Source organism: Arthrobacter sp. PAMC 25486, from assembly GCF_000785535.1.
In the GTDB taxonomy this organism is placed as follows: Bacteria; Actinomycetota; Actinomycetes; order Actinomycetales; family Micrococcaceae; genus Specibacter.
Genome location: NZ_CP007595.1, coordinates 4264514 through 4290288 on the forward strand (window position 1 = coordinate 4264514; position 25775 = coordinate 4290288).

23 protein-coding genes are annotated in these 25775 nt (G+C 64.3%); 8 read left to right on the forward strand and 15 right to left on the reverse strand.

From position 1 onward, the window contains the following. Nucleotides 1-30: 30 nt before the first annotated feature. Complete coding sequence (locus tag art_RS19235; RefSeq protein WP_052136800.1) at nt 31-852, reverse strand: purine-nucleoside phosphorylase; 822 nt, start codon at nt 850-852, stop codon at nt 31-33. A gap of 210 nt (nt 853-1062) precedes the next feature. Here art_RS19235 and art_RS19240 point away from each other — a divergent pair, with 210 nt between their 5' ends. The 4 genes from art_RS19240 (at nt 1063) to art_RS19250 (ending at nt 6628) form a co-directional block, all read left to right on the forward strand. Then, nucleotides 1063-2490, forward strand: a complete 1428-nt coding sequence (locus art_RS19240) for an NAD(P)H-quinone dehydrogenase (RefSeq protein ID WP_038467474.1) — start codon at nt 1063-1065, stop codon at nt 2488-2490. 587 nt (nt 2491-3077) lie between these two features. Beyond that, nucleotides 3078-4682 carry a sodium-dependent transporter gene (locus tag art_RS19245; RefSeq protein ID WP_052136801.1) on the forward strand — a complete coding sequence of 535 codons (1605 nt, stop codon included), beginning with the start codon at nt 3078-3080 and terminating at the stop codon, nt 4680-4682. Further along, on the forward strand, nt 4679-4822 hold the full coding sequence (locus tag art_RS21915) for a methionine/alanine import family NSS transporter small subunit (protein ID WP_082000450.1): 144 nt from the start codon (nt 4679-4681) through the stop codon (nt 4820-4822). The genes art_RS19245 and art_RS21915 overlap by 4 nt, the downstream gene beginning before the upstream one ends. Nucleotides 4823-5218: 396 nt before the next feature. Beyond that, nucleotides 5219-6628 (forward strand): MFS transporter, encoded by a 1410-nt coding sequence (locus art_RS19250; RefSeq protein ID WP_038471086.1) that lies wholly within the window; start codon nt 5219-5221, stop codon nt 6626-6628. 175 nt (nt 6629-6803) lie between these two features. On the opposite strand, the gene art_RS19255 is transcribed toward art_RS19250, so the two are convergent. The 4 genes from art_RS19255 to art_RS19270 all read right to left on the reverse strand — a co-directional run bounded on the left by art_RS19255 (nt 6804) and on the right by art_RS19270 (nt 10397). Continuing rightward, a complete protein-coding gene (locus art_RS19255) occupies nt 6804-8606 on the reverse strand; it encodes a biotin carboxylase N-terminal domain-containing protein (RefSeq protein ID WP_038467477.1) in 1803 nt (600 codons plus the stop codon). 133 nt (nt 8607-8739) lie between these two features. Next, nucleotides 8740-9120, reverse strand: coding sequence for a transcriptional regulator (locus tag art_RS19260; RefSeq protein ID WP_082000451.1), 381 nt, complete (start codon nt 9118-9120; stop codon nt 8740-8742). Then, a complete protein-coding gene (locus tag art_RS19265) occupies nt 9117-9560 on the reverse strand; it encodes a hypothetical protein (protein WP_038467480.1) in 444 nt (147 codons plus the stop codon). Before art_RS19265 ends, art_RS19260 begins: the two co-directional genes overlap by 4 nt. Nucleotides 9561-9773: 213 nt before the next feature. Beyond that, entirely contained in the window at nt 9774-10397 is a 624-nt protein-coding gene (locus tag art_RS19270) for a nucleoside triphosphate pyrophosphatase (protein ID WP_038467483.1), read from the reverse strand. A 261-nt stretch (nt 10398-10658) separates the two neighbouring features. Between art_RS19270 and art_RS19275 the strand changes: the two genes are divergently transcribed. Together art_RS19275 and art_RS22440 are read left to right on the forward strand one after the other, a co-directional pair. Beyond that, on the forward strand, nt 10659-10925 hold the full coding sequence (locus art_RS19275; protein WP_038467486.1) for a type II toxin-antitoxin system prevent-host-death family antitoxin: 267 nt from the start codon (nt 10659-10661) through the stop codon (nt 10923-10925). Further along, nucleotides 10918-11181, forward strand: a complete 264-nt coding sequence (locus art_RS22440) for a type II toxin-antitoxin system RelE/ParE family toxin (RefSeq protein ID WP_038467489.1) — start codon at nt 10918-10920, stop codon at nt 11179-11181. The genes art_RS19275 and art_RS22440 overlap by 8 nt, the downstream gene beginning before the upstream one ends. 46 nt (nt 11182-11227) lie before the next feature. Here the strand turns inward: art_RS22440 and art_RS19285 are convergent, their stop codons facing one another. The 3 genes from art_RS19285 to art_RS19295 all read right to left on the reverse strand — a co-directional run bounded on the left by art_RS19285 (nt 11228) and on the right by art_RS19295 (nt 14400). Continuing rightward, nucleotides 11228-11644: a DUF779 domain-containing protein gene (locus tag art_RS19285; RefSeq protein WP_038467492.1), complete on the reverse strand. Its 417-nt coding sequence runs from the start codon at nt 11642-11644 to the stop codon at nt 11228-11230. Between the two features lie 73 nt (nt 11645-11717). Next, nucleotides 11718-12728 carry an alcohol dehydrogenase AdhP gene (adhP, locus tag art_RS19290; RefSeq protein WP_038471090.1) on the reverse strand — a complete coding sequence of 337 codons (1011 nt, stop codon included), beginning with the start codon at nt 12726-12728 and terminating at the stop codon, nt 11718-11720. A 148-nt stretch (nt 12729-12876) separates the two neighbouring features. After that, nucleotides 12877-14400, reverse strand: coding sequence for an aldehyde dehydrogenase family protein (locus art_RS19295; protein WP_038467495.1), 1524 nt, complete (start codon nt 14398-14400; stop codon nt 12877-12879). A gap of 130 nt (nt 14401-14530) precedes the next feature. Here art_RS19295 and art_RS19300 point away from each other — a divergent pair, with 130 nt between their 5' ends. After that, nucleotides 14531-14893, forward strand: coding sequence for a hypothetical protein (locus tag art_RS19300; RefSeq protein WP_038467498.1), 363 nt, complete (start codon nt 14531-14533; stop codon nt 14891-14893). 83 nt (nt 14894-14976) lie between these two features. Then, nucleotides 14977-15138, forward strand: a complete 162-nt coding sequence (locus art_RS22445; RefSeq protein WP_157875375.1) for a hypothetical protein — start codon at nt 14977-14979, stop codon at nt 15136-15138. A 24-nt stretch (nt 15139-15162) separates the two neighbouring features. On the opposite strand, the gene art_RS19305 is transcribed toward art_RS22445, so the two are convergent. From art_RS19305 to art_RS19335, 7 genes are all read right to left on the reverse strand, one after another. Continuing rightward, a complete protein-coding gene (locus art_RS19305) occupies nt 15163-16428 on the reverse strand; it encodes a GAF domain-containing protein (RefSeq protein ID WP_052136802.1) in 1266 nt (421 codons plus the stop codon). A 231-nt stretch (nt 16429-16659) separates the two neighbouring features. Continuing rightward, nucleotides 16660-19326 carry an MMPL family transporter gene (locus tag art_RS19310; protein ID WP_038467502.1) on the reverse strand — a complete coding sequence of 889 codons (2667 nt, stop codon included), beginning with the start codon at nt 19324-19326 and terminating at the stop codon, nt 16660-16662. An 83-nt stretch (nt 19327-19409) separates the two neighbouring features. Continuing rightward, nucleotides 19410-20132 carry a TetR/AcrR family transcriptional regulator gene (locus art_RS19315; protein WP_253901414.1) on the reverse strand — a complete coding sequence of 241 codons (723 nt, stop codon included), beginning with the start codon at nt 20130-20132 and terminating at the stop codon, nt 19410-19412. Between the two features lie 323 nt (nt 20133-20455). Continuing rightward, entirely contained in the window at nt 20456-21883 is a 1428-nt protein-coding gene (locus tag art_RS19320; protein ID WP_038467507.1) for a dicarboxylate/amino acid:cation symporter, read from the reverse strand. Between the two features lie 236 nt (nt 21884-22119). Further along, on the reverse strand, nt 22120-23829 hold the full coding sequence (locus art_RS19325; RefSeq protein ID WP_038467510.1) for a DUF885 domain-containing protein: 1710 nt from the start codon (nt 23827-23829) through the stop codon (nt 22120-22122). A gap of 18 nt (nt 23830-23847) precedes the next feature. Continuing rightward, on the reverse strand, nt 23848-24108 hold the full coding sequence (locus art_RS19330) for an acyl-CoA carboxylase subunit epsilon (RefSeq protein ID WP_367643749.1): 261 nt from the start codon (nt 24106-24108) through the stop codon (nt 23848-23850). Beyond that, entirely contained in the window at nt 24105-25688 is a 1584-nt protein-coding gene (locus tag art_RS19335) for an acyl-CoA carboxylase subunit beta (protein WP_038467512.1), read from the reverse strand. Before art_RS19335 ends, art_RS19330 begins: the two co-directional genes overlap by 4 nt. Nucleotides 25689-25775: the final 87 nt, after the last annotated feature.

The following is a 25775-nucleotide window of genomic DNA, read 5'->3' on the forward strand; positions in this document are numbered from 1 at the left end:
CCCCAATGTAACCGTACCCGCGCGATTGCCCTAGAGTTTGGCGATGATCTCTGCCAGCAGCGCCGAAATTCGGGGTCCGGCGGCGGTCCCTGCGGCGAGGACTTCCTCGTGTGAGAGCGGTTCGGGGCTGATGCCGGCGGCCAGGTTGGTCACCAGCGATATGCCGAACACCTCCATGCCGGCGGCCCTTGCCGCGATCGCCTCAAGGGCCGTGGACATGCCCACCAGGTCGGCACCGATGCGCTTGGCGTACTGCACCTCGGCCGGCGTCTCGTAGTGGGGGCCGGTGAATTGCGCGTACACGCCCTCCGCCAGGGACGGGTCCACCTCGCGGGCCAGCGCTCGCAGCCTCCCCGAATAGAGATCCGTCAGGTCAACGAACGTGGCGCCCTCCAGCGGGGAGGCGGCCGTGAGGTTGATGTGGTCGCTGATGAGCACAGGCGTGCCCGGTGTCCACTCTTCCCGGAGGCCCCCGCAGCCGTTGGTCAGCACCACGGTCTTGGCGCCGGCGGCTGCGGCCGTGCGGATGCCGTGGACCACTGCTCGCACACCCTTGCCCTCATAAAAGTGTGTGCGGGCGCCGAGCACCAGCACGTTTTTGCCGTCGGGGGTGCGGATGGAGCTCAGCGTCGCCACATGCCCCGGGACTGACGGCGCGCTGAAGCCGGGAACCTCCGCTGCAGGCACGACGGCGGTCACCTCACCGATGAGGCCTGCCGCGCCGCCCCAGCCGGAGCCGAGGACCACGGCTACGTCGTGGCGGGGGACGCCCGTCGCCTGGGCGATGTGTGCGGCCGCCTCGGCAGCCAGGAGTGCGGGAGTGCCGCCGTCGGACGTCTGTGATGGGTTCATGGATCAAACATAGCGGCACGGCGGGGTGTGCGGCGTGCAAAACCGCCGGGTGTTAGCTTGGCAGGCCGGGTTCTGCCGGGTTCCGGGTGGTGACGGACGGGTTCCGGCGGAGCCCAGCCGGACCGGAACCCGGTGCCGGGCACTGTGCCCTGCACCACGCTGGCGGGGCAAAGTTGGTGCCTTGGCATGGATGCGCGAGAATGAACAACTGTGAGCAGCGATCAGGATGTCTTCAAGCCCTTTGCCCTTCCCAGCCTTGCCATCCTCGGTGGCGGCCCCGGTGGTTATGAAGCCGCCATGGTGGCAGCGTCGATGGGGTCCAAGGTGACCATCGTGGAACGGGCCGGCATGGGTGGTGCCGCCGTCCTGACCGATGTGGTCCCCTCCAAGTCGCTCATTGCTGTGGCCGAGGCCATGAACCGCAGCGTCGACTCCACTGAGCTGGGCGTCAGCTTCAACGCCGCCGAAGGCAACCCCAAGACGGTCATGCAGGCCGACCTGAAGCTCATCAACGAGCGCGTGCTGCGACTGGCCCGCGAGCAGTCCACCGACATCCGGCGCGGGCTTGAAGCCTTGGGCGTGAAGATCATCATCGGCACCGGCCGCCTGCTGGACAACCGCACCATCGAAGTTGACCGCGGCGAGTCCAAGGAAATCGTGAAGGCAGACGCCATCCTGGTCGCCGTCGGTGCACACCCCCGGGAGCTGGCCACGGCGCAGCCCGATGGTGAACGCATCCTGAATTGGACCCAGATCTACGACCTCGAGGAGCTCCCAGAGGAGCTCATCGTGGTGGGCTCCGGCGTCACCGGTGCAGAATTTGCCTCGGCTTTCAACGGCCTCGGCTCCAAGGTCACCCTGATTTCCAGCCGCGACCAGGTGCTGCCCGGCGAGGACTCCGACGCCGCCGCCGTGCTCGAGGACGTCTTCGCCCGCCGCGGCCTGCGCGTGCTGTCCCAGTCGCGCGCCGAGGCCGTGGAGCGTACGGCCGACGGCGTCATCGTCACCCTGGGCGACGGGTCCAAGGTCACCGGCACGCATTGCCTGGTCTGTGTGGGGTCCATCCCGAACACCACCGACATTGGTCTGGAAGCGGCCGGCGTTGAGGTCACCCCCAGTGGCCATATCAAGGTCGACGGCGTCTCCCGCACCAGTGCGCCCAACGTTTACGCCGCGGGTGACTGCACCGGCGTGTTTGCCCTGGCCTCGGTGTCCGCGATGCAGGGTCGCATCGCCGTGGCTCACCTGGGCGGCGACGGCGTGCGCCCGCTGAAGCTGAACCATGTCTCTTCCAACATCTTCACCTCCCCGGAAATTGCCTCCGTGGGCGTTTCCGAGGCGGACCTGGCGTCCGGCAAGTACCAGGGCGACGTCATCAAGCTCTCGCTGCAGACCAACGCCCGCGCCAAGATGCGAAACGTCAACGACGGCTTCATCAAGATCATCGCGCGCAAGGGCTCCGGAACCGTCATTGGCGGAGTGGTTGTGGGTGCCGGTGCCTGCGAGCTGATCTTCCCGATCGCGCTGGCCGTGACGCAGAAGCTGCACGTGGACGACGTCGCCAACACGTTCACCGTGTACCCCTCGCTCTCCGGCTCCATCTCCGAGGCCGCGCGCCGCCTGCACGTCCATATGTGACCCCCAGCCGCTCCTGCCTCAGACGCTCCTGCAGTTCCGGGGCAATTTCCACCGACGCTCGCTCACCTCCGGGGGTGTTTTTGCCGACGCTCCTGCAGTGCTGATCTTTGTGATCGCCCATATGTGGGCGGATACAAACATTGACGGCGTCAGTTCTTTTCGGATGCCAGGCTACAGGGTGGGGCGTGCGCACCAACATGCCCCCTGGGCACTGCCGCTCGAGATTTTGTGATCCTGAACCCGGGAATCAAGGATCCTTGGTGCGGTTCACAGATTGTTCGTTCCGGCGTTGGTCAACCTGTGCACAACTCACCCGGGGGTGCGCCGCATATCAGAACCATGCTGTCGGGGGCCGGTCACGCCTTGCACGGCCAAGGAAACGCTCCGGCGCTGGCCCCGCAACTCTCGACGGTGGCACGGTCCGACGCAGGGGCGGGAGAATGGTGCGGTGTGGGGTGGGACAGGGCGTGATCTCAAATCTCGGCAGGATCAACCAGCGGTGCCGTTCAGCGCACGGTGGGGTCCCGCCGTCGTACTTGGACATCAAATGAAGAGATGCGTATCACAAGTAGGTTAGCGTTGGCTGTATGACCACATCACCCGCAGGCCCTGGCGGAACAGCTGCCCCGGCCCGTCGAGAGACATTCTCCTCGCGAAGACTCTTCATCCTCTCAGCCATTGGTTCCGCCGTTGGATTGGGCAATATTTGGCGATTCCCGTATGTCGCCTACGAAAACGGCGGCGGCGCCTTCCTGATTCCATATCTCGTGGCACTGCTGTGCGCCGGTATCCCGTTATTGTTCCTTGACTACTCGATCGGCCACCGCTTCCGCGGCTCGGCCCCGTTGTCCTACCGCCGCCTGCACCGCGCGGCCGAGCCGATTGGCTGGTGGCAGGTGCTGATCTGTTTCATCATCGCCGTCTACTACGCCGCGATCATCGCCTGGGCGGCCATGTATGCGTGGTTCTCGATTACGAAGGCCTGGGGCGATGACGCCGAAGGCTTCTTCTTCAACAACTACCTACACAGCGCCGACCAAGCCGGACTGTCGTTCGACTTCGTCTCCAGTGTCTTCTTCCCGATGCTCGCGGTGTGGATCGTTACCATTGTGATCATGGTGGCCGGCGTGAACAAGGGCATCTCGCGTGCCAACGCCGTGATCCTGCCGCTGCTAGTGGTCATGTTTGTGATCCTCGTGGTGCAGTCGCTGTTCCTGGAAGGTGCCATGGAGGGCCTGAACGCCTTCTTCACCCCGAACTGGGACTCCCTGCAGAACCCCGGAGTGTGGGCCGCAGCCTTCGGCCACATCTTCTTCTCACTCTCCGTGGCCTTCGGCATCATGGTCACCTACTCCTCCTACCTCAAGCGCAAGACCGACCTGACCGGTTCCGGCATGGTCGTCGCCTTCGCCAACTCAGGCTTCGAAATCCTCGCTGGCATCGGCGTCTTCGCAGCCCTCGGCTTCATGTCCGTGGCGTCCGGACAAGCCGTGGACGAGGTCGCCTCCGGCGGGATCGGGCTGGCCTTCGTGGCCTTCCCGACCATCGTCTCCGAGGCGCCGTTTGGTGCGGTGCTCGGCGTCCTGTTCTTTGGTTCGCTGGTCTTTGCCGGCCTGACCTCGTTGATCTCCATCTTGGAAGTCATCGTGGCGGCCTTCCAAGACAAGCTGGGATGGAGCCGCAAGGCCGCCACCCTGGTCGTCACCATCCCGATTGCCCTCATCTCGCTGATCCTGTTCCCGACCACCACGGGCATCCACCTGCTGGACACCTCGGACGCGTTCGTGAACCAGTTCGGCATCCTGGCCTGTGCACTCGTCACGGTCATTGTGGTCTCGGCCGGGCTCGGCAGCCTGCCGCGCCTGCAGAAGCACCTGAACCGGACCTCCACGGTCAAGATGGGTGCAGGTTGGCGCATCCTGGTCGGCGGTATCGTGCCGGTGGCCTTGGGCTACATGCTCATCAACGAAATCCAGACGAAGAGCACCGAACAATATTCGGGCTATCCAGCCTGGTTCAACGGGGTCTTTGGCTGGGGGATGGCCGGTGCGCTGATTGTCGGTGCCGTGCTGCTCTCCCTGATTCCCTGGAGTGACAAATCCAGGCTCAAGGACGCCGAATACGACGAGTACAACGCCGCCGAGGAACTCGACGGCGACGTAGACAACAACCGTGAGGATGTGAAGGCATGACACCGGTAGCCATCACCATGATGATCATTGCCATGGTAACCATTTGGGGCGGGCTGGGCCTGGCCATGTGGAACCTGGCCCGCCACCCGGAAGATGAGGACGAGCTTCCCACACCTGAAGAAATGCCGCACGAGCTGTAGTCCCCGGGCAGCCTTCACGAACTCGCAGTTGATGTCGTCCCAGTGCTTTGGGAGGACATCAACTGCGAGTTCATGCTCCATAACGCAGTTCTTAACCGGGGGCCACGGCGAAATGCGCCTCGATCAGTTCCTGCAACTCCTCGGCGCAGCTGTCGCAGTCGGTTCCCGCGCGTGTTGCGGCGGAAATGTTGGCCACCGTTGAGCAGCCCCGGCCACGACTGCCCCTGTCGGATGGTCCGCACCGTCCAGGCGCTGCTTCGCGAACTTCAATGTCCACATGACGGTTCCGGTTGTCCACTAGGTGGACAAGGCGTTATCGTGAAGACCACTGAATTGCCAGATTTCGCCGCGTTCTCCGCCGTGTGGGGGACGCGGCTTCCAAGTGAAAGCCGAACCATGAGCTCATCTCAAAAAACGAACCAGGTGGAAAGCCCACAGGTGAACAGCAGGGGCCGCGTCATCGTCGCAAGCCTCATTGGCACCACCATCGAGTTCTATGATTTTTACGTTTACGCCACCGCAGCTGTGCTGGTGTTTCCGGCCCTGTTCTTCCCGAATGCCGACGCGGCAACGGCGTTGCTGAGCTCCTTCGCCATCTTCGGTGTTGCCTTCGTGGCCCGCCCGCTCGGATCCATCGTCTTCGGCCACTTCGGTGACAAGGTGGGCCGCAAGGGAACCCTGGTGGCCTCGCTGCTCACCATGGGTGTTGCCACGTTCCTGATCGGCTGCCTGCCGACGGCGCTCGTGCCCGGTTGGGTGTTCTGGGCCCCGGCCCTCCTGGTCGTCATGCGCTTCCTGCAGGGCCTGGCCCTGGGCGGGGAGTGGAGCGGTGCAGCCCTTCTGGCCACCGAGAACGCACCTGCCGGCAAGCGCGCCATCTGGGGAACCTTCCCGCAGTTGGGTGCACCCATTGGCTTTATCCTCGCCAACGGCATCTTCCTGTGGCTCAGCTTTGGGCTCTCCACCGAGCAGTTCCAGGCCTGGGGCTGGCGCATCCCGTTCCTGCTCAGCGCCGTCATGGTCATCGTCGGCCTGTACGTCCGCCTGAAGCTGGTGGAAACCCCCGCCTTCCAGAAGGTCATCGACCAGGGCGAGGTGTCCAAGCTGCCTGTGGGCCGTGTCTTCAAGACGAGCTGGCGCCCGCTGATCCTGGGCACCTTCGTCATGCTCGCCACCTACGTGCTGTTCTACCTCATGACGACGTTCACGCTGTCCTACGGCACAACTCCGGCCACGATCGAGGCAGCCAAGGCCAAGGCGGAAGCCGGCGGCAAGCCGATGACCGCCGACGCCATTGCCTCCTGGGTCCCCGGCCTGGGCTACACGCGCAACGAATTCCTGATCATGCTCATCATCGGCGTGGTGTTCTTCGGCATCTTCACACTTGTCTCCGGACCTCTGGCCGAGAAGTTCGGCCGCCGCAAGACTCTCCTCTGGGTCACCAGCGGAATCCTGGTCTTCGGCCTGACCTTCGTGCCGCTATTCGGTGCCGGGCTAGCCGGGGTCATGACCCTGCTGATCCTCGGCTTCACGCTGATGGGCTTGACGTTCGGGCCCATGGGCGCGCTACTGCCGGAGCTGTTCCCCACCAACGTGCGTTACACGGGCTCGGCCATCAGTTACAACATGTCCAGCATCCTTGGCGCAGCCGTTGCCCCGTTCATCGCCGTTGCACTGTGGCAGACGGCCGACGGCAGCCCTGTGCTGGTCGGTGTGTATCTTTCCGCCATGGCGGTCCTGACGCTGATCGCCCTGGTCATCATGAAGGAAACCCGCGACCTGGAGTACACCTCCAACGTCAGCTAGTTCCAGCCCTGCCAACGCTCCTTTCGGGGGTTAACGCCAAACGCTCGCTCACCAACGGATGTTGGTGAGCGAGCGTTTGGCGTTTGTGCCCCGTATGTGAGCGAGCGTTGGGGAAAAATGCCCCGTATGTGAGCGAGCGTTTAGTCAACGACCGCGGCTCAGCGTTCGGGGTGGGTTAGTCCTCGATCGTGGCCAGCACTGCGCCTGCGGAGACGGTGTCGCCGGCTGCGGCGCTCAGGCCCGTGACGGTTCCTGCCCGGTGCGCGGTCAGCGGCTGTTCCATCTTCATGGCCTCCAGGACCACGATGAGGTCGCCCTCGGCCACGACATCGCCGTCGGCCACGGCAACCTTCACGATGGTGCCCTGCATGGGGGAGGTCAGTGCGTTGCCGTTGGCGGCGGCGGGGCCTGCATTGCGGTTGCGGCCGGCCTTCTTGGCCTTCTTCGCCGTGCCGTTGCCGGCGCCGTTGCCAACCGAGAACGACGACGGCAGCGTCACCTCAAGCCGTTTGCCGCCCACCTCGACGGTGACGCTTTGGCGGGATCCGGCGTCGTCCGCGGCGCTCCCTGCGGAGGCGAGGTCGAAGGCGGGGATGGTGTTGTTGAACTCGGTTTCGATCCAGCGGGTGTGCGTGGTGAACGCGGCACCGTTGGCCGGTGCGAAGGCGGGATCCACGACCACTGCGCGGTGGAACGGCAGCACGGTGGGTAGACCGTCGATCTGCATTTCCTCCAGTGCACGGCTGGAGCGCTGGAGCGCCTGCTCGCGGGTGGCGCCGGTGACGATGAGCTTGGCCAGCATGGAGTCGAAGTTGCCGCCGATGACCTCGCCCGCGGTGATGCCGGAATCGACGCGGACGCCGGGGCCGGAGGGCAGGGTCATGGTGGTGACGGTGCCCGGGGCGGGCATGAAGCCGCGGCCCGGGTCCTCGCCGTTGATGCGGAATTCGAAGGAGTGGCCGCGGACCTCGGGGTCGCCGTAGCCGAGTTCCTCGCCGCGGGCGATGCGGAACTGCTCGCGGACCAGGTCGATCCCGGTGACTTCTTCGGAGATGGTGTGCTCCACCTGCAGGCGGGTGTTGACCTCGAGGAAGGAGATGGTGCCGTCGGTGCCCACGAGGAATTCGCAGGTGCCGGCGCCGACGTAGTTGGCTTCCTTCATGATGGCCTTGGAGGCCTCGTAAAGGCGCTTGTTCTGGTCATCGGTCAGGAACGGGGCGGGGGCTTCCTCGACCAGCTTTTGGTTGCGGCGTTGGAGGGAGCAGTCGCGCGTGGAGACGACGACGACGTTGCCCGCCGCATCTGCCAGGCATTGGGTTTCCACGTGGCGGGGTGCGTCGAGGAAGCGTTCCACGAAGCATTCGCCGCGGCCGAAGGCTGCGACGGCTTCGCGCACTGCGGACTCGTACAGTTCGGGGATTTCCTCGCGGGTGCGGACCACCTTGATGCCGCGGCCGCCGCCGCCGTAAGCTGCCTTGATGGCCAGGGGCAGGCCGAACTCGTCGGCGAAGTCGATGACCTCCTGGGTGGATTCCACCGGGTTCTTGGTGCCGGGGACCAGGGGTGCGCCCACCTTTTCGGCGATGTGGCGGGCCTGGACCTTGTCGCCCAATGCGGCGATGGCTGCGGGGGAGGGGCCGATCCAGATCAGGCCGGCGTCGATGACCTGCTGGGCAAACTCCGCGTTTTCGGCCAGGAAGCCGTAGCCGGGGTGCACGGCGTCGGCGCCCGACTGGCGGGCGGCGTCGATGATTTTCTCCATGACCAGGTAGGAGTCCGCTGCCGTGGTGCCGCCCAGGGCAAAGGCCTCGTCGGCCATGCGCACATGGAGGGCCTCGCGGTCCGGCTCGGCGTAGACGGCGACAGATCGGATGCCTTCGTCGCGTGCGGCCCGGATGATGCGGACGGCAATTTCGCCGCGGTTGGCGATCAGTACTTTGCTCAGCTTTTGTGCCGGGGCAGATGGTGAAATGCTCACTGACGGACTCCTTCTATTCTCAAGAGAGCCTAGCGTGAATATGTGGATTTTCCTCACACATGATGCTGTTTATGCGTGTACGCGACGATTCTTTTGTGGGGTTCCTACAACATTCCCGTGTCTTACTGGCCCGCTACTGTCCAGCGATGAGGCGCAAGGTTGCCATGTGGTGTTCCCAGGCCTGATGTCCGACGGCGGTCAACCTCACCGAGGTGCGCGGAAACTTGCCCACGAAGGCCTTTTTCACCTCTATGAATCCGGCCTTTTCGAGCGTTGAGAGCTGCTTGCTGAGTACCGAGTCGCTGACCTGGATGGTGTTGCGCAGGTCCTTGAAGTCCATGGTCTCGGTCTTGGCCAGGGCTGCGGCAATGGAGAACCTGACGGGCTGGTGCAGCACCTCGCTGAGTTCGTGGCGCGGGTGCTGGTGCACTTTTGCTTCTGGTTCCTGCTGGATTTCACTGTCTGCTTGGTGCTTCGGGGCTGGGTGCTCTTCTTGGGCTGGCTGCTTGCTCATGCGCGCAGCTCCCTGAATGCGGCGATGAGGCCGGCTGCGGCGATGACGACTGCGGCACTGATGTAGTAGGGGAGGCTTCCGTTGGGGAACCCCAGTACTCCCGTGGCGATGGCCGCACCGTAAAGCACGAAGTAGGCGATGAGGGACGTGGTGAATCTCTTGGAGAAGCCGGCCTTGGTGGTGTGGTGCATGAACGTCCAGGTAAAGGCCGTGATCATGGCCCAGGCACCAATCGACATGGCCATCAGCGGTGCACCGTAACCAGTGTGCGCCACAATGTGGAAGCCGATCATCATCATCGAGCCGATGATGGCCAGCGAGTTGAACACCATGGCGGTTGGCCATCCGGCGGCGCTGGTGGCTGAGGTGCCGATGCCTTCGGCCCGGGCGAGGAGCTCGCGGGCTTCTTCTGCAGATGGGGAGCTGTTGTGCTGGCTCATGGAGGGCCTTTCGGTTGTGTCATGCTTCCTAATGACTCAACTATACGAAAGTACTTTCCGTTCCGTCAAGTACTTTCATTTATTCTCAGTCTCACGCCGGCACTGCTCCTGCGCGTGGTTCACGTCAGGCGGTGCGCAACTGTTGGAGTTGCCCAGCATTTGGGCGGAACCGTGTGCAGCTGCAGGTGGAGGTGCGGGAGCATGGGCCGGGCGTCAGGCCCACAAGTCGGTGATTGCGACCCCATGCTCGGCCAAGAGCCGGCGCAGTGTGGAGATGGACAGTCCCACCACCGTGTGCGGGTCGCCCTCGACGCCGGTGATGAAGGCTCCTGCGAGCCCGTCGATCGTGAACGCTCCGGCCACCTGCAGGGGCTCGCCCGTGGCAACGTAGGCGTCAATTTCCGCATCCGAGACGTCCTCAAAGGTGACCCGCGCACTGGTGACCTCTCCGTGCCCAAGGGGGGATCCGCCGTCGAGCGTGGAAATGGCTGTGGAAATGAGCCAATGGCCGGTATGCAGCACACCGGATCGGCCGCGCATCAGCTGCCAGCGCTCCCGCGCAACCGCAGGTTCCCAGGGTTTGCCGTAGGGGACGCCGTCGAGCTCGAAGACCGAATCACAGCCGATTACCAGGGTGCCGGATTCACCGGCGGCGACGGATTCGGCCTTGGCGCGGGCCAGCAGCAGGGCCGTCTCGGCGGGGGAGATGGGGCCGGCGGCGGCGGTGAGCGCGTCCTCGTCGGCGTCAGACACCTTGACGGTATGGGTGATGCCGGCGTCCGTGAGCAGCTTGGCGCGGGAGGGGGAGGCGGAGGCGAGGATGAGGTGCTGGGTCATGAATCAAGCCTAGACGCCCTGGCGCCAAGCGCGACGCCGGACCGTCTCGCCTATGCTGGGGGCTGGCCCAAAGTTGGATTCAAAGAAAGTGGGAGACATGGAGATTGCCATGGCAGGAGCGATCGTTGTCGCAGTAGTTGCGGTCATTGTGCAGAAGCGGCAGCAGGCGCGGAACCGACGAAAGTAGAGTCGGGGCTGCGTTGATGACGGGCCAAATCCTGTAAACCGCTAAAATGTACGTTTTAGCGGTGCGACGAATTTGTGAACAAGGTCTCTGCAACCATTGCCCGTCAGCGCTGGGCCGAAACGCTCGACGCCGCACGCCGCGAGCCGGTGAGCATTACGAGCCATGGTCGCACTATCGCGGTGGTTATGGATCCGGACCTTGCCCAACGTGCCCTCGATGCCCTCGAGGAGCTGGAGGACCTGGCCGACGCAGCTGCAGCCCTGGCAGATGTGGCCAATGGCGGCCCAACATATACGCTGGCTGAAGTCGCTGCAGAGCTCGGCATTGCACTACATGTCTGAGAAGTATGAGGTCGAGTTGACGTCTGCTGCGCGAAAGCAACTGCAGAAGTTGGACGGGCGAACACGGGAGCTCATTCTCGGTTCCCTTGGAATGCTGGCGGAAATGCCACGACCTCCGGCAGCAAGCAACCTCTCAGGCAGACCGGGACAGTTCAGGATCCGGGTCAGGGACTTTCATATCATTTATTCTGTTGATGACGGCAGACTCCTGATGCTCGTCATCAAGATCGGGCAACGACGGGACGTCCATAAATAGTCCGGCTCACGGCCATACACTTTTTCGATGCTGGCTGTACCCAACCTCACGCAGAGCCGCGGGCAAAGCCTTCGACCAGCCGGGAGCGGATCAGGAAGCGTTTGCCCTCGGGCGCCTCGACCGAAAATCCACTGCCCCGCCCCTCCACCACGTCGACTGTGAGGTGGGTGTGCGACCAATAGTTGAACTGTTCCCTGGACATCCAAAACTCCAGTGGGCCGCAGCCGGGTAATTCAAAGAGCCCCAACAAGATGTCGGCCTCCGCCGTAATGAACTCGCCGGCCGGGTAACACATGGGCGAGGAGCCGTCGCAGCAGCCGCCTGACTGGTGGAACATCAACGCCCCGTGCACTTTCCACAATTTCTGCAGCAGTTCCACGGCCGTGCCGGATAGCGCCACGCGTGACGCGGTCTCGCCCGGAATGGTGATGGCGGCATCCAGGGTTTCGGCAATGGCGTCCATGGAACTGCTCCTTATATAGGGGTGGATCCCGGATCCGGGCCGAAAGGGAGGACGGCCCGGATCCGGGGAGTGTTTAGTACTTGATGACGACGCGGCCGTCGATCTTGCCTGCGCGCATCTCGTCGAGCACTTCGTTGATTTCGCCCAGGCCGCGGGTGGCGACCGTGGGGTGGATCAGGCCACGGGCATAAAAGTCGATTGCCTCCTCCATGTCCTGGCGGGTGCCCACAATGGATCCGCGGATGGTCAGGCCCTTGAGTACCACCTCGAAGATCGGGGCCGGGAAGTCGCCCGGGGGCAGGCCGTTGAACACGATGGTGCCGCCGCGGCGGGTCATGCCGATGGCCTGGCCGAATGCTGTCGGGTGCACGGCGGTGACGAGTACGCCGTGAACGCCGCCGGTTTCGCGCTGAATGGCCTCCACTGGATCCTCGTTCATGGCGTTGACGGTGATTTCCGCGCCATGCTTGCGGGCCAAGGCCAGCTTGTCGTCCGCGATGTCGACGGCGGCCACGCGCAGTCCCATGGCCACGGCGTACTGGACCGCGATGTGGCCCAGCCCGCCGATGCCGGAAATGACGACCCACTGGCCGGGGCGCGCCTCGGTCATCTTCAAGCCCTTGTAGACGGTGACGCCGGCGCAAAGGACGGGTGCGATCTCCACCGGATCCAGGCCGTCGGGGATGCGTGGTGCAAACTCGGCATCCACGAGCATGTACTCGCCAAAGGAGCCGTCCACACTGTAGCCGCCGTTTTCCTGGGACTCGCACAACGTCTCCCAGCCCGTGCGGCAATATTCGCAATCTCCGCATGCCGTCCACAGCCAGGCGTTGCCCACCCGGTCGCCCACGGCGAGGGAGGTGACGCCTTCGCCGAGGGCAACAACGTCGCCGACGCCCTCGTGGCCTGGCACGAACGGCGGGGAAGGCTGGACGGGCCAGTCACCCTCGGCTGCGTGGAGGTCGGTGTGGCAGACGCCGCTGGAGATCAGCTTGACCAGGGCCTGGCCCGGTCCGGGGGTGGGGAGGGGGTATTCCTCGACAGTGAGGGCGGTGCCGAATTCCTTTACTACTGCTGCTTGCATCGTTGACATGAAGATCTCCTTTGAACGGATTGACTGTGTATGGTGCGCCGGGCACCCAAGGTGAGTGCCCGGCGTCGAACTTGGACCCACTCGCCCGAGGGCCCCAAATGAATCCGCGCCAGCGGCTTTATTTGGGAGGGCGTGGGGATTAGAAGAAGCCGAGCTTGTCTTCGCTGTAGCTGACCAGCAGGTTCTTGGTTTGCTGGTAGTGGTCCAGCATCATGGCGTGGTTCTCACGGCCGATGCCCGAGGACTTGTAGCCGCCGAACGCCGCTCCCGCGGGGTAGGCGTGGTAGTTGTTGACCCAGACGCGGCCGGCCTGGATCTCGCGGCCCGCCCGGTAGGCGACGTTGCCGTTGCGGGACCAGACGCCTGCGCCGAGGCCGTAAAGGGTGTCGTTGGCGATGTGGAGCGCGTCAGCGTAGTCGTCAAACTTCGTCACCGCGAGGACGGGGCCGAAGATCTCCTCCTGGAAGATGCGCATGTCATTGGTGCCCTCGAAGATGGTGGGCTTGACGTAGTAACCGCCGGCCAGATCCCCGGGGAGGATGTTGCGCTCGCCGCCCGTGAGCAGCGTGGCGCCTTCCTGCTTGCCGATGTCCATGTAGGACAGGATTTTCTCCATCTGGTCGTTGGAGGCTTGGGCGCCGATCTGGGTGTCGGTGTCGAGCGGGTTGCCCTGGATGATCGCCTCGGTGCGGGCGACGGCGTCGGCCATGAACTTTTCGTACATCGATTCCTGGACGAGCGCACGCGACGGGCAGGTGCAGACCTCGCCCTGGTTGAAGGCGTAGAGCGTGAAGCCCTCGAGCGCCTTGTCGTAGAAGGAGTCGTTCTTGTCCATGACGTCGTCGAAGAAGATGTTGGGGCTCTTGCCGCCGAGCTCCAGCGTGACCGGGATAAGGTTCTGGGACGCGTACTGGCTGATCAAACGGCCCGTGGTGGTCTCGCCGGTGAACGCGATCTTGCGGATCCGCTTGGAGGAGGCGAGCGGCTTGCCGGCCTCGACGCCGAAGCCGTTCACCACGTTGATGACCCCGGCCGGCAGGATGTCCGCGAGGAGTTCCATGAGGACCAGGATGGAGGCCGGCGTCTGTTCGGCTGGTTTAAGTACGACGGCGTTTCCCGCAGCGAGTGCCGGCGCCAGCTTCCACACGGCCATCAGGATGGGGAAGTTCCAGGGGATGATCTGTCCGACCACGCCGAGCGGCTCGTGATAGTGGTAGGCGGTGGTGTTCTCGTCGATCTGGGTCAGGCTGCCCTCCTGGGCGCGGACCACGGAGGCGAAGTAGCGGAAGTGGTCTGCGGCGAGCGGAATGTCGGCGTTGAGGGTTTCGCGGACGGCCTTGCCGTTGTCCCAGGTCTCTGCGACGGCGAGCAGTTCCACGTTCTCGTCGATCCTGTCGGCGACCTTGTTCAGGATGGCTGCGCGTTCGGTGGCGGAAGTTTGTCCCCAGCTTGGTGCCACCTTGTGCGCTGCATCCAGGGCGAGCTCAATGTCTTCGGCCGTACCGCGGGCAACCTCGCAGAAAACCTTGCCGGTGACGGGCGTGATGTTCTCAAAGTATTCGCCCTTGACGGGGGCCACCCATTCCCCGCCGATCCAGTTCTCATAGCGGTCCTTGAAGGTGACCTTGGAGCCCTCGGTGCCGGGTTGTGCATAAACAGCCATTGTTCAAACTCCTTCGCAGTGGGGGACATCAGCGTCCTTGCCCAGAAGCGTACGGGGAACAACGTTGCAACCACGTTGCATGAGCCGGATCACACTGTGGGGGCGGCGGCACGTCCGTTAGGCTTTCCACATGGATGTACTCATTGACGTTGCTGTTTTGCTGCTCGCGGTTGCCTTGGTGGCCCTCATAATGGCGAAACGGGGGCGGGCGCGGCAGGCCGCACGCACCGCGCAGTTGTACGGCCATGCCACCACCTTTCAATCGACCTCTGGGAAATCGGCTGCACTCCCAGGCCGGGGCGCGACATTCCCGGGCCCTATGCCGGATGCCGCCCCGGTGCCTGGCTCACCCGAAGCGGAAGGCAGTGAGGCTGCGGCGCGGATGGCCCGCGGTCTTGTCGAACTCTTGAAGGTCAAGGACGCAGGCAATGCCACGCATGAAACCGCAGCTGGCACACACGAGCACCCGCAGCGCCGCGCCGACGGGACCTGAGGCAGCTGTGCCCGGGTCCGACGCGACCGGGGACGGCTGTGCGCGAATCCGCCACGTGAAGCACGCGCCCATAGACTAGGGGCATGTACTTCTTATGGCTCCTCCTGGTTCCGCTGGCAATCGTGATCGTGCTCATTGTGGTCCGTGTCCGCCAAGTGCGCCGCGTCCGTGAGTTGAGGGCGCGGAGCCGGGCAGCCGAGGAACGCGCTGCCGGCCAACGCGGCTTCAGGGACGAGAAATCCTGATCTCGCCGGGGTGAATGCCCCGGATCAGCTTTCCAGCGCCTCCACATGGGCCACGACTGCGGATCGCCTGGGTGAGCGCGGCGGCAGGAGGTGCAGGGCCGTGCGCCAGGCTTCGACGTCGTCCGCGGCCTCGGGAAGCCGTAGGTAGGCAAGTAGCACGTCCGGGCTGGCGTCGTTGAGGATGGCCTCGCGCAGCTGAATGGCCACACGGTTGCGGATGGTTACGATGGCGGAGGCGAGCGAGCGGGGCATGACCTCGCCGCGGTAAATGTTCAGGGCCAGCCGGTGGGCGCCGCGGTCCAAATAGTTCCGGACCTGCTCGGCGTCAACCACCAGGGCACGAGGGAGCCGGTAGGGCCTCGACTCCGGCAGGAGCGTGGGTGCGGCGGCTTGCAAAAGCTTGCGCAGGCGCACCATCTCCGCCCTGATGCTGGTCAGCGACGTGCCCTCGGGGTAAACCTTGTCCGTCAGCTCCTCGGCGGTGAGGCCGTCGGGGTGCAAGGCGAGCATGGCCATTATTTCGGTGTGCCGTTCGCTCAGTGTCACGGCTTCGCCGGCCACGTGCAGCAGCCCCTGGTCCCGGCCCAGAATCTGCAGGCTGTCCCGGTACAGCGGCTTGTTCGGTGCAGCGGTGCGGGCGGAGTGCGAGGTGCGCCGGCGGCTCTCCTCCGCCCGGAGTTCCAGGCGCTGGATGCGCAGCTGGGCCTCGGCCGCGGCCACCGACGCCTGCACCAAGGAGAGCGTGTTGGCGCCCACGGCTTCGGGGCCGCCCGTGATGTCCACAATGCCCAGGATGGAGCCGGAGTCGGGGTCATGCAGCGGCACCGCGGTGCAACTCCATGAATGGACGGCCGGGTTGAAGTGTTCCTCGCCCATGATTTGCACGCTCTTGCCCAGGACCAGTGCGGTGCCCGGGGCGCTGGTTCCGACAACGGTCTCCGACCAGTCGGCCCCTGTGGCAAAGTTGATTTGTTCCCCATTGCGCCGGGCGGCGGAATCGCCCTCAACCCACAGCAGCCTCCCGTGTTCATCGCCCACGGCAACGAGCAGTCCGGTGTCGTGGCTGGGCTCCACTAGAAGTTTGGTGATGACGGGCATGATCGCGGCCAGCGGATGGTCGCGGCGGAATTCTGCAAGCTCCCGGCTCTCCCACACCACCGGCGGAGCCAGTCGCTCCGCGGTGGCCAGTCCGTCCGGCGTGGCCAGTGCCTGCAGGGAGCGCTGCCAGGATTCGCGCACCAGTGGCCGCAGGGCGGGGAACCCGGCCAGGAGGGGATGCGTCGGGGACATGAACTCTCCAGGACTGTGTGGGTGGAAGGCATTGTCGGCTTGTGCCGTGGCTCACCATCTTAGTCCACGCAAAAGGCGCCGCGGCCGGTGCGTCATGGCCCACCATGGGGATGGTGGACCATGAAACGACGGCCGCGGCGCCCAGTGTGCAGGAGCGGTGGTGAAAACACCCCCTTATGTGCAGGAGCGTTGGTACCTTAGGAGCGTTGGTGCCTTAGCGGTGTTGGTGCCTTAGCGCGGGGAATCCGCTGTGTCGGCCAGCGACGAGGCGTCGGCCGGCACATCGGCCGCAACCAACTTGGCACCCTCAACATCCACATCCGGCAGGATCTTATCCAGCCACTTCGGGATCCACCAGGCCGAGGAGCCCATCAGGTGCATGGCCGCCGGGACGATGGTCATGCGCACCACGAATGCGTCGATCAGCACGCCGAATGCCAGCGCGAAACCAAGCGGGCGCACCATGGTGAGGTGGCTGAAGATGAAGCCGGAGAACACGCTGATCATGATGATCGCCGCGGCCGTGACAACGGGTGCGGCATGCTTGAAACCGGTGCGCACGGCCTGCTTGGCGTCCTGCCCGTGAGCGTAGGCCTCGCGCATGCCAGAAGCAATGAACACCTGGTAGTCCATGGCCAGCCCAAACAGTACGCCGATCAGGATGATGGGCAGGAAGCTGAGCACGGCGGCCGGATTGGCCACATCGAAAATGCCACCCAGCCAGCCCCACTGGTACACGGCCACCACGCCGCCAAACGCCGCAACGAGCGACAGCAGGAAGCCCGCGGTCGCCAGCAGCGGCACCAGGATGGAGCGGAAAACGAGGATCAGCAGCAGCAATGAAAGTCCGACGACGATGGCCAGGTATGGGGGCAGCGCCGCTCCCAGCTTTTCCGAGACATCGACGTTGGCGGCCGTTTGTCCGGTCAGGCCGATGGAGACGTCCAGGGTCGACTTGATGGTGGCACCCTCCGCGCGCAGGTCGTGGACCACCTGGACGGTGCTTTCGCTGGCAGGGCCCTCGGTCGGGATGACCTGGTAAATGGCCGTGCGCAGGTCCCCGCTCAGCGTGACCGGAACGGCCGCCTTGACGTTCTTGACGTGGCGGAGCTGGTCGGCAACGTCGAGGTTCAGGGTCGTTGCGGCTGCCTCGTCCAGGCCAGCGGGCAGTGAGCCAACCACAATGATGGGCCCGTTCATGCCTTCGCCGAAGTTCTGCCCGGTGATGGAGTAAGCCTGGTAAGCGCTCGAATCGACAGGTTCGGACCCGCCGTCGGGCAGGGCAAGGCGCAGCCCGGTGGCCGGGATGGCGATGACGCATAGCGCCAGCACGGCAGTGATCAGGGAGATGACCGGGTGCTTGGTGACCAGTCCGCCCCAGCCCTTGGCGCTGGCAGCCACTTCCTTTGACTCATCCGCAGCGGCACGTTCCGCAGTGGACAAGCCTGTTGTCTCGGCGTCGTGCTTCTCCGTCGCGACCGCATTCTTTGCCCAGCCCCGCTTGGAAATGACGCGGCGGCCCAGCAGTGACAGGATCGCCGGGGTCAAGGTCAGTGCAATGATGACCGAGACGGCAACCGTGGCTGCTGCGGCCAGGCCCAGGATGGCCAGGAACGGCAAGCCGGTCACGGACAGGGCGGCCAGTGCAATGACCACAGTCAGGCCGGCGAAGGTCACGGCATTGCCGGACGTCCCTGTGGCCTTTGCAATGGATTCGCGCATATCCATGCCGGTGCGGATCTGCTGGCGGTGCCGGTTGACGATGAACAGCGAGTAGTCGATGCCCACGGCCAGGCCCAGCATGAGCGCCAGCATCGGGGAGATGGAGGACATTTCAATCACGGTGGTCAACGCCATGGTGCCGCCCACGCCGACGCCGACTCCCACGAGCGCCATGACCAGCGGCAGTCCGGCGGCCCAAAAGGTGCCCAGCATGATCAGCAGAACCACGACGGCCACTGCCACGCCAACGATCTCGGACGCGCCGAACAGGGCGGAGACGTCCTCAACAATTTCCTTGCTGTAGGAAACCGTGACGCCGTCCACGTTCAGGGTGTTCAGTTTGTCCTGGACCAGCTGCCGGTTTGCCGGGGTCACGCCGTTCATTGACTCGGTGAACTGGATTTGCCCAATGGCGGCCTTGTTGTTTTCGGACACAAACAGCACACCGGCTGCGGCATCAGCGGTGCGCTGACCCGCAGTGAGCTCGGCCTTCTTCTCCGCCAGGGTGGCCTGGGCGGCGTCGAACTGGGCCTTGCCGGCAGTGTACTGATCCTGCCCTGCCTGCCACTGCGCCCGCCCGGCATCCAGTTGGGTCTGTGCGGCTGCGAGCTGCGCGGCGCCTGCTTCGGCCTCCGGAGAGCCTGCCGGCAGTGCTGCCAGCTGGGCCTTTTGGGCGTCAAGCTGCGCCTGTCCGGCGTCTAGCTGGGCCTTCGTGGCAGCTAGCTCCTGGGCGGCAGCATCCAGCTTCGGCTGTTCCGCCTGCACCTGCGCCTCACCGGCAGCCAGCGCCTTGGCGCCCTCCGCCAGCTGGGCCTGGCCCGCAGTCTTCTGCGCCGTGGTCAGGAAAGGATCAATGACGCCCTTGACGGTGGGGACGGTGGTGACGGTTTCCAGGGCGGCCGTGATGGCCTTTTCCTGGCCCGGGGTAAACGCCTTGCCGTCGGTGCTCGTGAACACCACGGTGCCGGAACCGCCCGATGCCTCCGGCAGCTCAGCCGCCAGCTTGTCGGCCATCTGCTGGGTCTCGGTGCCGGGAATCTCGAAGTTGTTGGACATGGGGCCCATGAACAGTGCGGCGGCACCGCCAACCATGCCCATGATGACGGCCCAGGCGGCAATAACCAGCCATGCGCGGTGGGCGGAGAACCGCCCCAGTCGATAGAGCCAAAGGGCCATGATCGTGTCCATTCTGTGTTGTGCAGCGTAGGTGTCGAACGTTTATGTCGATGGCGGCGCGGGCGGGCGCCGCCGGGGAAAGACTAGTTTTTGAAGCCGTGGCGAAGCTGCGCGATGGTTTCATCCAAAAGGCCGCGCAAATCGGCCAACGTATCGGCGGTGATGTTGGTTCCGTGGCGCTGGAACCAGACCATGAAGGCGGCCCGGCAACTGCCAACGATGGCGCCGACAAGGATGCAGACGTACAGCTCATCCGTCCCTGCGGGGAGGCGGTGCCTGGCCACTTCGGTAATTTTTTGGCTGCAGTCCTCCCACGCCTGCAGCTGGAAGCGTCCCAGTTGGGGGTCCTGGGTCAATCCCACCGTTTCGGCCAGGATGGCCAGGGCGTCGGCATGGTCGCCGTTGGACAGGGCGGCCCGGGCTGACTGGAGCAGCGGTTCATCCAATGGCCGCGCCTCGAGCTCAGCAATGACCTGATCCAGGAAGTCCTCGGTATAGCTGGCCACGGCCGCCTCCACCGAGGAAAAGTAGTTGAAAAAGGTGCGGCGGGACACCCCGGCGGCGGCAGCAACGTCGTCGACCGTGAAGGCCGTCAAGTCGCGGTTGCGCAGGAAATTCAGGGCTGCAGCGGCGATGGCCTCGCGGGTGGCGGCCTTGTTCAACTCACGGCGGGAGGGCTGAGGGGCACCGGCACCCGCACGGTCATCGACACCGTCATCGACGCTGGACGCTGCACTGGAAGGGGTAGCGGTCACTGCGTTGGTTGCTGCGCCGGTCGCTGCCGGGGGAAGGGGAGGAGTACTCACCCTTCTACACTAAGTGCAAGTTTGCACTCCGTGCAAATTGCAAGACGGGTATGCTAAGGGCGATGCGAGTGCGGTTGTGGTGCCTGCCGGGTGGTCGCCATGTGCCTGTTGGGCGCATGGCGGGTGGCTTCCAGTGCGCCATCTGGTGTGAGAGCCGGCCGTTGCCGGTGGCTGCCGGTTTCCCCGGGTTCACTGACCCGCCCACATGCACAAAATCCCGCCCCAGGGCCGGCCTGTGCGGCCGTCCCGGGACGGGACTTGTCATGAGCTTTCACAGTCGGGCGACTGCCCTGTGCTTGGCGGTGATGCGTTAGCGTCCGCGCTTAGGCGTTGGCGGTTTCGCGCTTCGGGGCGTTGTCCTCAACGCCGCTTGCGCTGTTCAGGTCTGCCAACAGATCATCGGCGTCGTCCGCGAAGGGGTTGCCGTTGCGGGGAGCGTTGTACAGTTCCTCATCCAGGATGCCTTGGCGCTTGGAGACGATGGTGGGAACCAGCGCCTGGCCTGCCACGTTGACCGCGGTCCGGCCCATGTCCAGGATCGGGTCAACTGCCAGCAGAAGTCCGACGCCGGCCAGCGGAAGTCCCAGCGTTGACAGCGTCAGCGTGAGCATCACGACGGCGCCGGTTGTCCCTGCCGTGGCGGCAGAACCCAAGACGGAGACGAGCACGATGAGCAGGTACTGGCCCAGATCAAGCTGGATGCCGAAGAACTGTGCCACGAAAATGGCTGCAATCGCCGGGTAGATCGCGGCGCAACCGTCCATCTTGGTGGTGGCACCCAACGGCACGGCGAAGGATGCGTAGGCGCGGGGCACGCCCAGGTTGCGTTCGGTCACACGCTGGGTCAGCGGCAGGGTACCGATCGAGGAACGGGACACGAAGCCCAGCTGAACGGCAGGCCAAACACCTGAGAAGTACTGCTTGACGGACAGGCCATGGGTCTTGATCAGGACCGGGTAAACCACGAACAGGACCAGTGCCAGACCAACATAGATGGCCACAGTGAACTTGCCCAGTGAGCCGATGGTGGTCCAGCCGTAGCTGGCCACGGCGTTGCCGATGAGGCCGACGGTGCCGATCGGGGCCAGACGGATGATCCACCACAACACCTTCTGGATGACGGCAAGTGCGGAGCCGTTGAGCTTCAGGAACGGATCGGCAGCCTTGCCGACCTTCAGTGCGGCAATGCCGATGACAATGGCAATGACCAGGATCTGCAGGACATTGAAATTAACACTAGTGACCAGGTCGCCGGAGTCGGTGGCCTTGGTGGAAGCGCCCAAGCCCAAGAAGTTGGACGGGAACAGGCCGATAAGGAAGGCCCACCAGTCGCCCGTCTTGCCCGAATAGTCCTTGGGTGTTGCGGTGCCAGTACCGGCGCCGGGCTGGAAGATAGTGCCCAGTGCAATGCCAATGATCACGGCGATGAGGGCGGTGATGGCGAACCAGAGCAGGGTGTTCCACGCCAAGCGGGCCGCGTTGGTGACTTGGCGCAGGTTGGCGATGGAGGAAACTACTGCCGTGAAGATCAGCGGCACAACGGCCGCCTTCAAGATTGAGACGTAGCTGGAACCGATGAGGCCCAGCGTGGTGATGAGGCCATTGCTTTCGGTCTCGGGATCGACGGCGATCTGGCGGGCGACCAGACCCAGGACGAGGCCGAGAACCAGGCCGGCAATGATTTGTACGCCGAAGGAGCTTGCCCATTTGGGCAGCTTCGACACTTTGGGAGCGCTTGCTGTGGAAGTCATGAATCAACGGTAAGCGGCGGAACATAGCACGCTGAAATTAGTGTTTCCCCTTGTTACGGATCGCAAATGCAATTGTTACGCGACTATTTGGCGACTGCAGTGACTCCACAGTGAAAAAGGACGGTGCCTGCGTCAAAGCGGGTCGTGTGAAAACCCACTAATTGCGCAAACACCGTCTCTTTTTGCCTGACGTGCCAAAAGCAATGACGTGTCAAAAGCCATGACGTGCCAAAAGCTCAGTCCAGCAACGCCATCTTGAGGGTGTCCAGACCCACCGAGCCAAGGTTCAGTGCCTGGGTGTGGAAGTCCCGCAGCGAAAAAGCATCGCCGTCACGGGCAGCACGGGCGTCCCGGGTGTCCTCCCACAGCCGTTGCCCCAGCTTGTAGGACGGGGCCTGGCCCGGCCAGCCCAGATACCGGTTGAATTCAAAGTCCAGCTGGCCCGCGGAGATGTCTATATTGGCCTTGAGGAAGTCAAATCCCGTTTTAGCGGTCCATGTCCCGGTACCCCAGCGGGCGGGGATGGCCAGTTTCAGGTGCACACCGATGTCAAAAACCACCCGGGCCGCGCGCATCCGCTGGCCGTCGAGCATGCCCATCTTGTCGCCAGGGTCGGCGAGGTAGCCAAGGTCGTCCATGAGTCGTTCTGCGTACAGCGCCCAGCCTTCGCCATGGCCGGAAACCCAGCAGACGTTGCGCCGCCACTCGTTCAACAAGGCCGATTGGTACGTCGCCGTGGCCACCTGCAAATGGTGGCCGGGAACGCCCTCGTGGTACACCGTGGTGGTTTCCGCCCACGTGGTGAAGGAGTCCTCGCCCTCAGGAACCGACCACCACATGCGCCCCGGCCGGGAAAAGTCTTCCGACGGGCCCGTGTAGTAGATGCCGCCGTCCTGAGTGGGTGCGATACGGCATTCCAGGGTGCGCATGATCTCAGGGATGTCGAACTGGGTGCCGGCCAGTTCGGCCAGGGCCGTGTCCGAGAGCTGTTGCATCCACTCCGTCAACGCCTTCGTGCCGTGCAATTGTCGTTCCGGATCCGCATTGAGCAGGACCTTCGCCTCGTCAATCGAGGCGCCCGGCTTGATGGCCTCAGCCACAATTTCCTGCTCGGCGATGATTCGGTCGAGCTCGGCCACGCCCCAGGCGTAGCTTTCCTCCAGATCGATGGTTGCGCCTAGGAACGAGCGGGAGGCGAGCTGGTAGCGTTCCCGGCCCACTGCATCCTCCTGCGGCGCCACCAGCAGGAGTTCCTCGCGCAGGAAGGTGACCAAGGCGCCATAGCCGCCCCGAGCCAATTCCGCATTGGCGAGCAGCGCGGCGGTGAGGTCGGCAGGGAGGCCCGTGCCGCCGTCGTCCGTTTCAGGGGAGGGAGCCAGCGCCGCGGACTGTGCCAGCGTGACGAAGAAACCGTTGGCTCCGGCATGCCGTTCGCACTGCTCGACGACGATTTTCACCTGCCGCGCCGCAGCCACCAAACCGCGCTCGGCCCCGGCCCGCAGGGAGGCGATGTAACCGTCCACCGCAGCAGGGACATTGGCCAGCCGGTCCGCGATGTGCTGCCAGTCCGTGACGGTTGCGGTGGGCATGAGATCGAAAATGGCCCGAATTTCCTGGGCCGGTGAGGCAATGTTGTTCAGTTCGGCGAGCGGCCAGCCACTGTCGTGGAGCTCGACGTCAAGGCCCAGCCGCTCCGTCATGGCATGCGCGGTGACGGCATCGACGTCGTCAATTGGCTGGGCCTGGGCCAAGGCGGCGAGGGTTTCCCGCGCGGCGTCCGCCAATGCGGCCAGGCCGGCGGGGGAGTGGTCCCGGTACTCACTTTCGTGCCCGGGCCGCCCCAACTGCGTGGCAAATCCGGGATCCAGCGCAAGCAGCGTCTGGGCGTAGTCGTTGGCAATCCGGTCGATGGCGGTGGCGGCACGGGCCGGCGCTGGCGAAGTCATGCCAACGAGCCTACTCGCCTACCGCGCCGAACGCCGCCAGGAACCTGCCCCGGGCTTCGGCGGCAAATTCAACCGGGCACGCCGGGCCCAGTGCTGGGTGGGGGCCCTGGTGGTGCCGCCATCATCTCCCGACTGCAGGGCAAGTACGACGGCGGTCACGGCGGCAAGTTCCTCGGCGCTGGGATTTCCGCGGGTCACGTTGAGCAACGGCTCCGCGGCAGTCTCAGCGGCAGGGGTCGCGCCAGGGGCCTGCGAGATTAGGGGGTCATGGGGGATCACAGTGGGATGTTCCCATGCTTCTTGGCGGGCAGGCTGGCGCGCTTGTCGCGCAGTGCACGCAGGCCCTTGATGAGCTGGATGCGGGTGTCGGACGGCGCGATGACAGCGTCGACGTAGCCGAGTTCGGCAGCCTGGTAAGGGTTCAGGAGCTCGTCTTCGTAGTCGCGGACGATTTCTGAACGGCGGGCCTCAACGTCGCCGCCTTCCGCCTCCACGGCTGCCAAGTCGCGGCGGTACAGGATGTTCACGGCACCCTGGGCGCCCATGACGCCGATCTGGGCAGTGGGCCAGGCCAGGTTCAGGTCGGCACCGAGCTTCTTGGAGCCCATGACGATGTACGCGCCACCGTAGGCCTTGCGGGTGATGACCGTCAGCTTGGGCACTGTGGCTTCGGCGTAGGCGTAGAGCAGCTTGGCGCCGCGGCGGATGATGCCCTGGAATTCCTGGTCCTTGCCGGGCAGGAAGCCTGGGACGTCCACCAAGGTGATGATGGGGATGTTGAAGGCGTCGCAGTTGCGGACGAAGCGGGCAGCTTTTTCGGAGGCGTTGATGTCGAGGGTGCCGGCGAACTGCATGGGCTGGTTGGCGACGATGCCGACCGTGTGTCCCTCGATGCGGCCATAGCCGATCATGACGTTGGGTGCGTACAGCGCCTGCATTTCCAGGAAGTGCTCATCATCAAGAATCTGCTCGATGACGGCGCGCATGTTGTAGGGGTGGTTGGCCGAATCGGGGATCAAGGTGTCGAGGTCCAGGTCGCCGGGCTCGAGTTCCAGCTCCTGCTCGTGCTCGTTGACCGGTGGCTCGGCCAGGTTGTTCGAGGGGAGGAAATCCAGGAGCTCGCGGACAAACTCGATGGCGTCGGTTTCGTCTGTGGCCAGGTAGGTGGAGGTTCCCGTGGTGGTGTTGTGTTGGCGGGCACCGCCCAGGGTCTCCATGTCCACGTCTTCGCCGGTGACTGTCTTGATGACGTCGGGTCCGGTGATGAACATGTGGCTGGACTTGTCCACCATGACGACGTAGTCAGTCAGTGCGGGGGAGTACGCGGCGCCGCCGGCGCAGGGCCCCATGATGAGGGAGATCTGCGGGATGACGCCGGATGCGTGCACGTTGTTGCGGAAGATGTCCGCGAACATGGCCAGTGAGGCCACGCCTTCTTGGATGCGGGCGCCGCCGCCGTCGTTGATGCCGACCACGGGGCAGCCGTTGCGCAGGGCGAATTCCTGGACCTTGACGATCTTCTCGCCGTTGACCTGGCTCAATGAACCGCCATAGACGCTGAAGTCCTGGCTGTAGATGGCGACAAGACGGCCATCCACTGTGCCATAGCCGGAAACGACACCGTCTCCCAGAGGCTTCTTCTTTTCCATGCCGAAGGCGTGTGAGCGGTGCACGGCAAGGGCGTCAAACTCTACAAAGGAGTCCGGATCGACGAGGAGGTCGATGCGCTCGCGGGCCGTGTTGCGGCCCTTGGCGTGCTGCTTTTCAATGGCGGCCTCGCCGGACGGCTTTTCAGCCTGAGCCATCCGGTCACGGAAATCGGCAATTTTGCCTGCTGTTGTCGATAGATCGTGGCTCATTGATACTCCGGCTCGATAGTGTGGAAATTTTCAACCCTTCATAGGAAACGCACAAAAGGGCAATCACTACTGACAGTCTAATGACGA

Coding starts and splice junctions, on each gene's coding strand:
- art_RS19235 (WP_052136800.1), bottom strand. CDS start 852: ATGAACCCATCACAGACGTCCGACGGCGGCACTCCCGCACTCCTGGCT.
- art_RS19245 (WP_052136801.1), top strand. CDS start 3,078: ATGACCACATCACCCGCAGGCCCTGGCGGAACAGCTGCCCCGGCCCGT.
- art_RS21915 (WP_082000450.1), top strand. CDS start 4,679: ATGACACCGGTAGCCATCACCATGATGATCATTGCCATGGTAACCATT.
- art_RS19250 (WP_038471086.1), top strand. CDS start 5,219: ATGAGCTCATCTCAAAAAACGAACCAGGTGGAAAGCCCACAGGTGAAC.
- art_RS19260 (WP_082000451.1), bottom strand. CDS start 9,120: ATGAGCAAGCAGCCAGCCCAAGAAGAGCACCCAGCCCCGAAGCACCAA.
- art_RS19265 (WP_038467480.1), bottom strand. CDS start 9,560: ATGAGCCAGCACAACAGCTCCCCATCTGCAGAAGAAGCCCGCGAGCTC.
- art_RS19270 (WP_038467483.1), bottom strand. CDS start 10,397: ATGACCCAGCACCTCATCCTCGCCTCCGCCTCCCCCTCCCGCGCCAAG.
- art_RS22440 (WP_038467489.1), top strand. CDS start 10,918: ATGTCTGAGAAGTATGAGGTCGAGTTGACGTCTGCTGCGCGAAAGCAA.
- art_RS19285 (WP_038467492.1), bottom strand. CDS start 11,644: ATGGACGCCATTGCCGAAACCCTGGATGCCGCCATCACCATTCCGGGC.
- adhP (WP_038471090.1), bottom strand. CDS start 12,728: ATGCAAGCAGCAGTAGTAAAGGAATTCGGCACCGCCCTCACTGTCGAG.
- art_RS19295 (WP_038467495.1), bottom strand. CDS start 14,400: ATGGCTGTTTATGCACAACCCGGCACCGAGGGCTCCAAGGTCACCTTC.
- art_RS19300 (WP_038467498.1), top strand. CDS start 14,531: ATGGATGTACTCATTGACGTTGCTGTTTTGCTGCTCGCGGTTGCCTTG.
- art_RS22445 (WP_157875375.1), top strand. CDS start 14,977: ATGTACTTCTTATGGCTCCTCCTGGTTCCGCTGGCAATCGTGATCGTG.
- art_RS19305 (WP_052136802.1), bottom strand. CDS start 16,428: ATGTCCCCGACGCATCCCCTCCTGGCCGGGTTCCCCGCCCTGCGGCCA.
- art_RS19310 (WP_038467502.1), bottom strand. CDS start 19,326: ATGGCCCTTTGGCTCTATCGACTGGGGCGGTTCTCCGCCCACCGCGCA.
- art_RS19320 (WP_038467507.1), bottom strand. CDS start 21,883: ATGACTTCCACAGCAAGCGCTCCCAAAGTGTCGAAGCTGCCCAAATGG.
- art_RS19325 (WP_038467510.1), bottom strand. CDS start 23,829: ATGACTTCGCCAGCGCCGGCCCGTGCCGCCACCGCCATCGACCGGATT.
- art_RS19335 (WP_038467512.1), bottom strand. CDS start 25,688: ATGAGCCACGATCTATCGACAACAGCAGGCAAAATTGCCGATTTCCGT.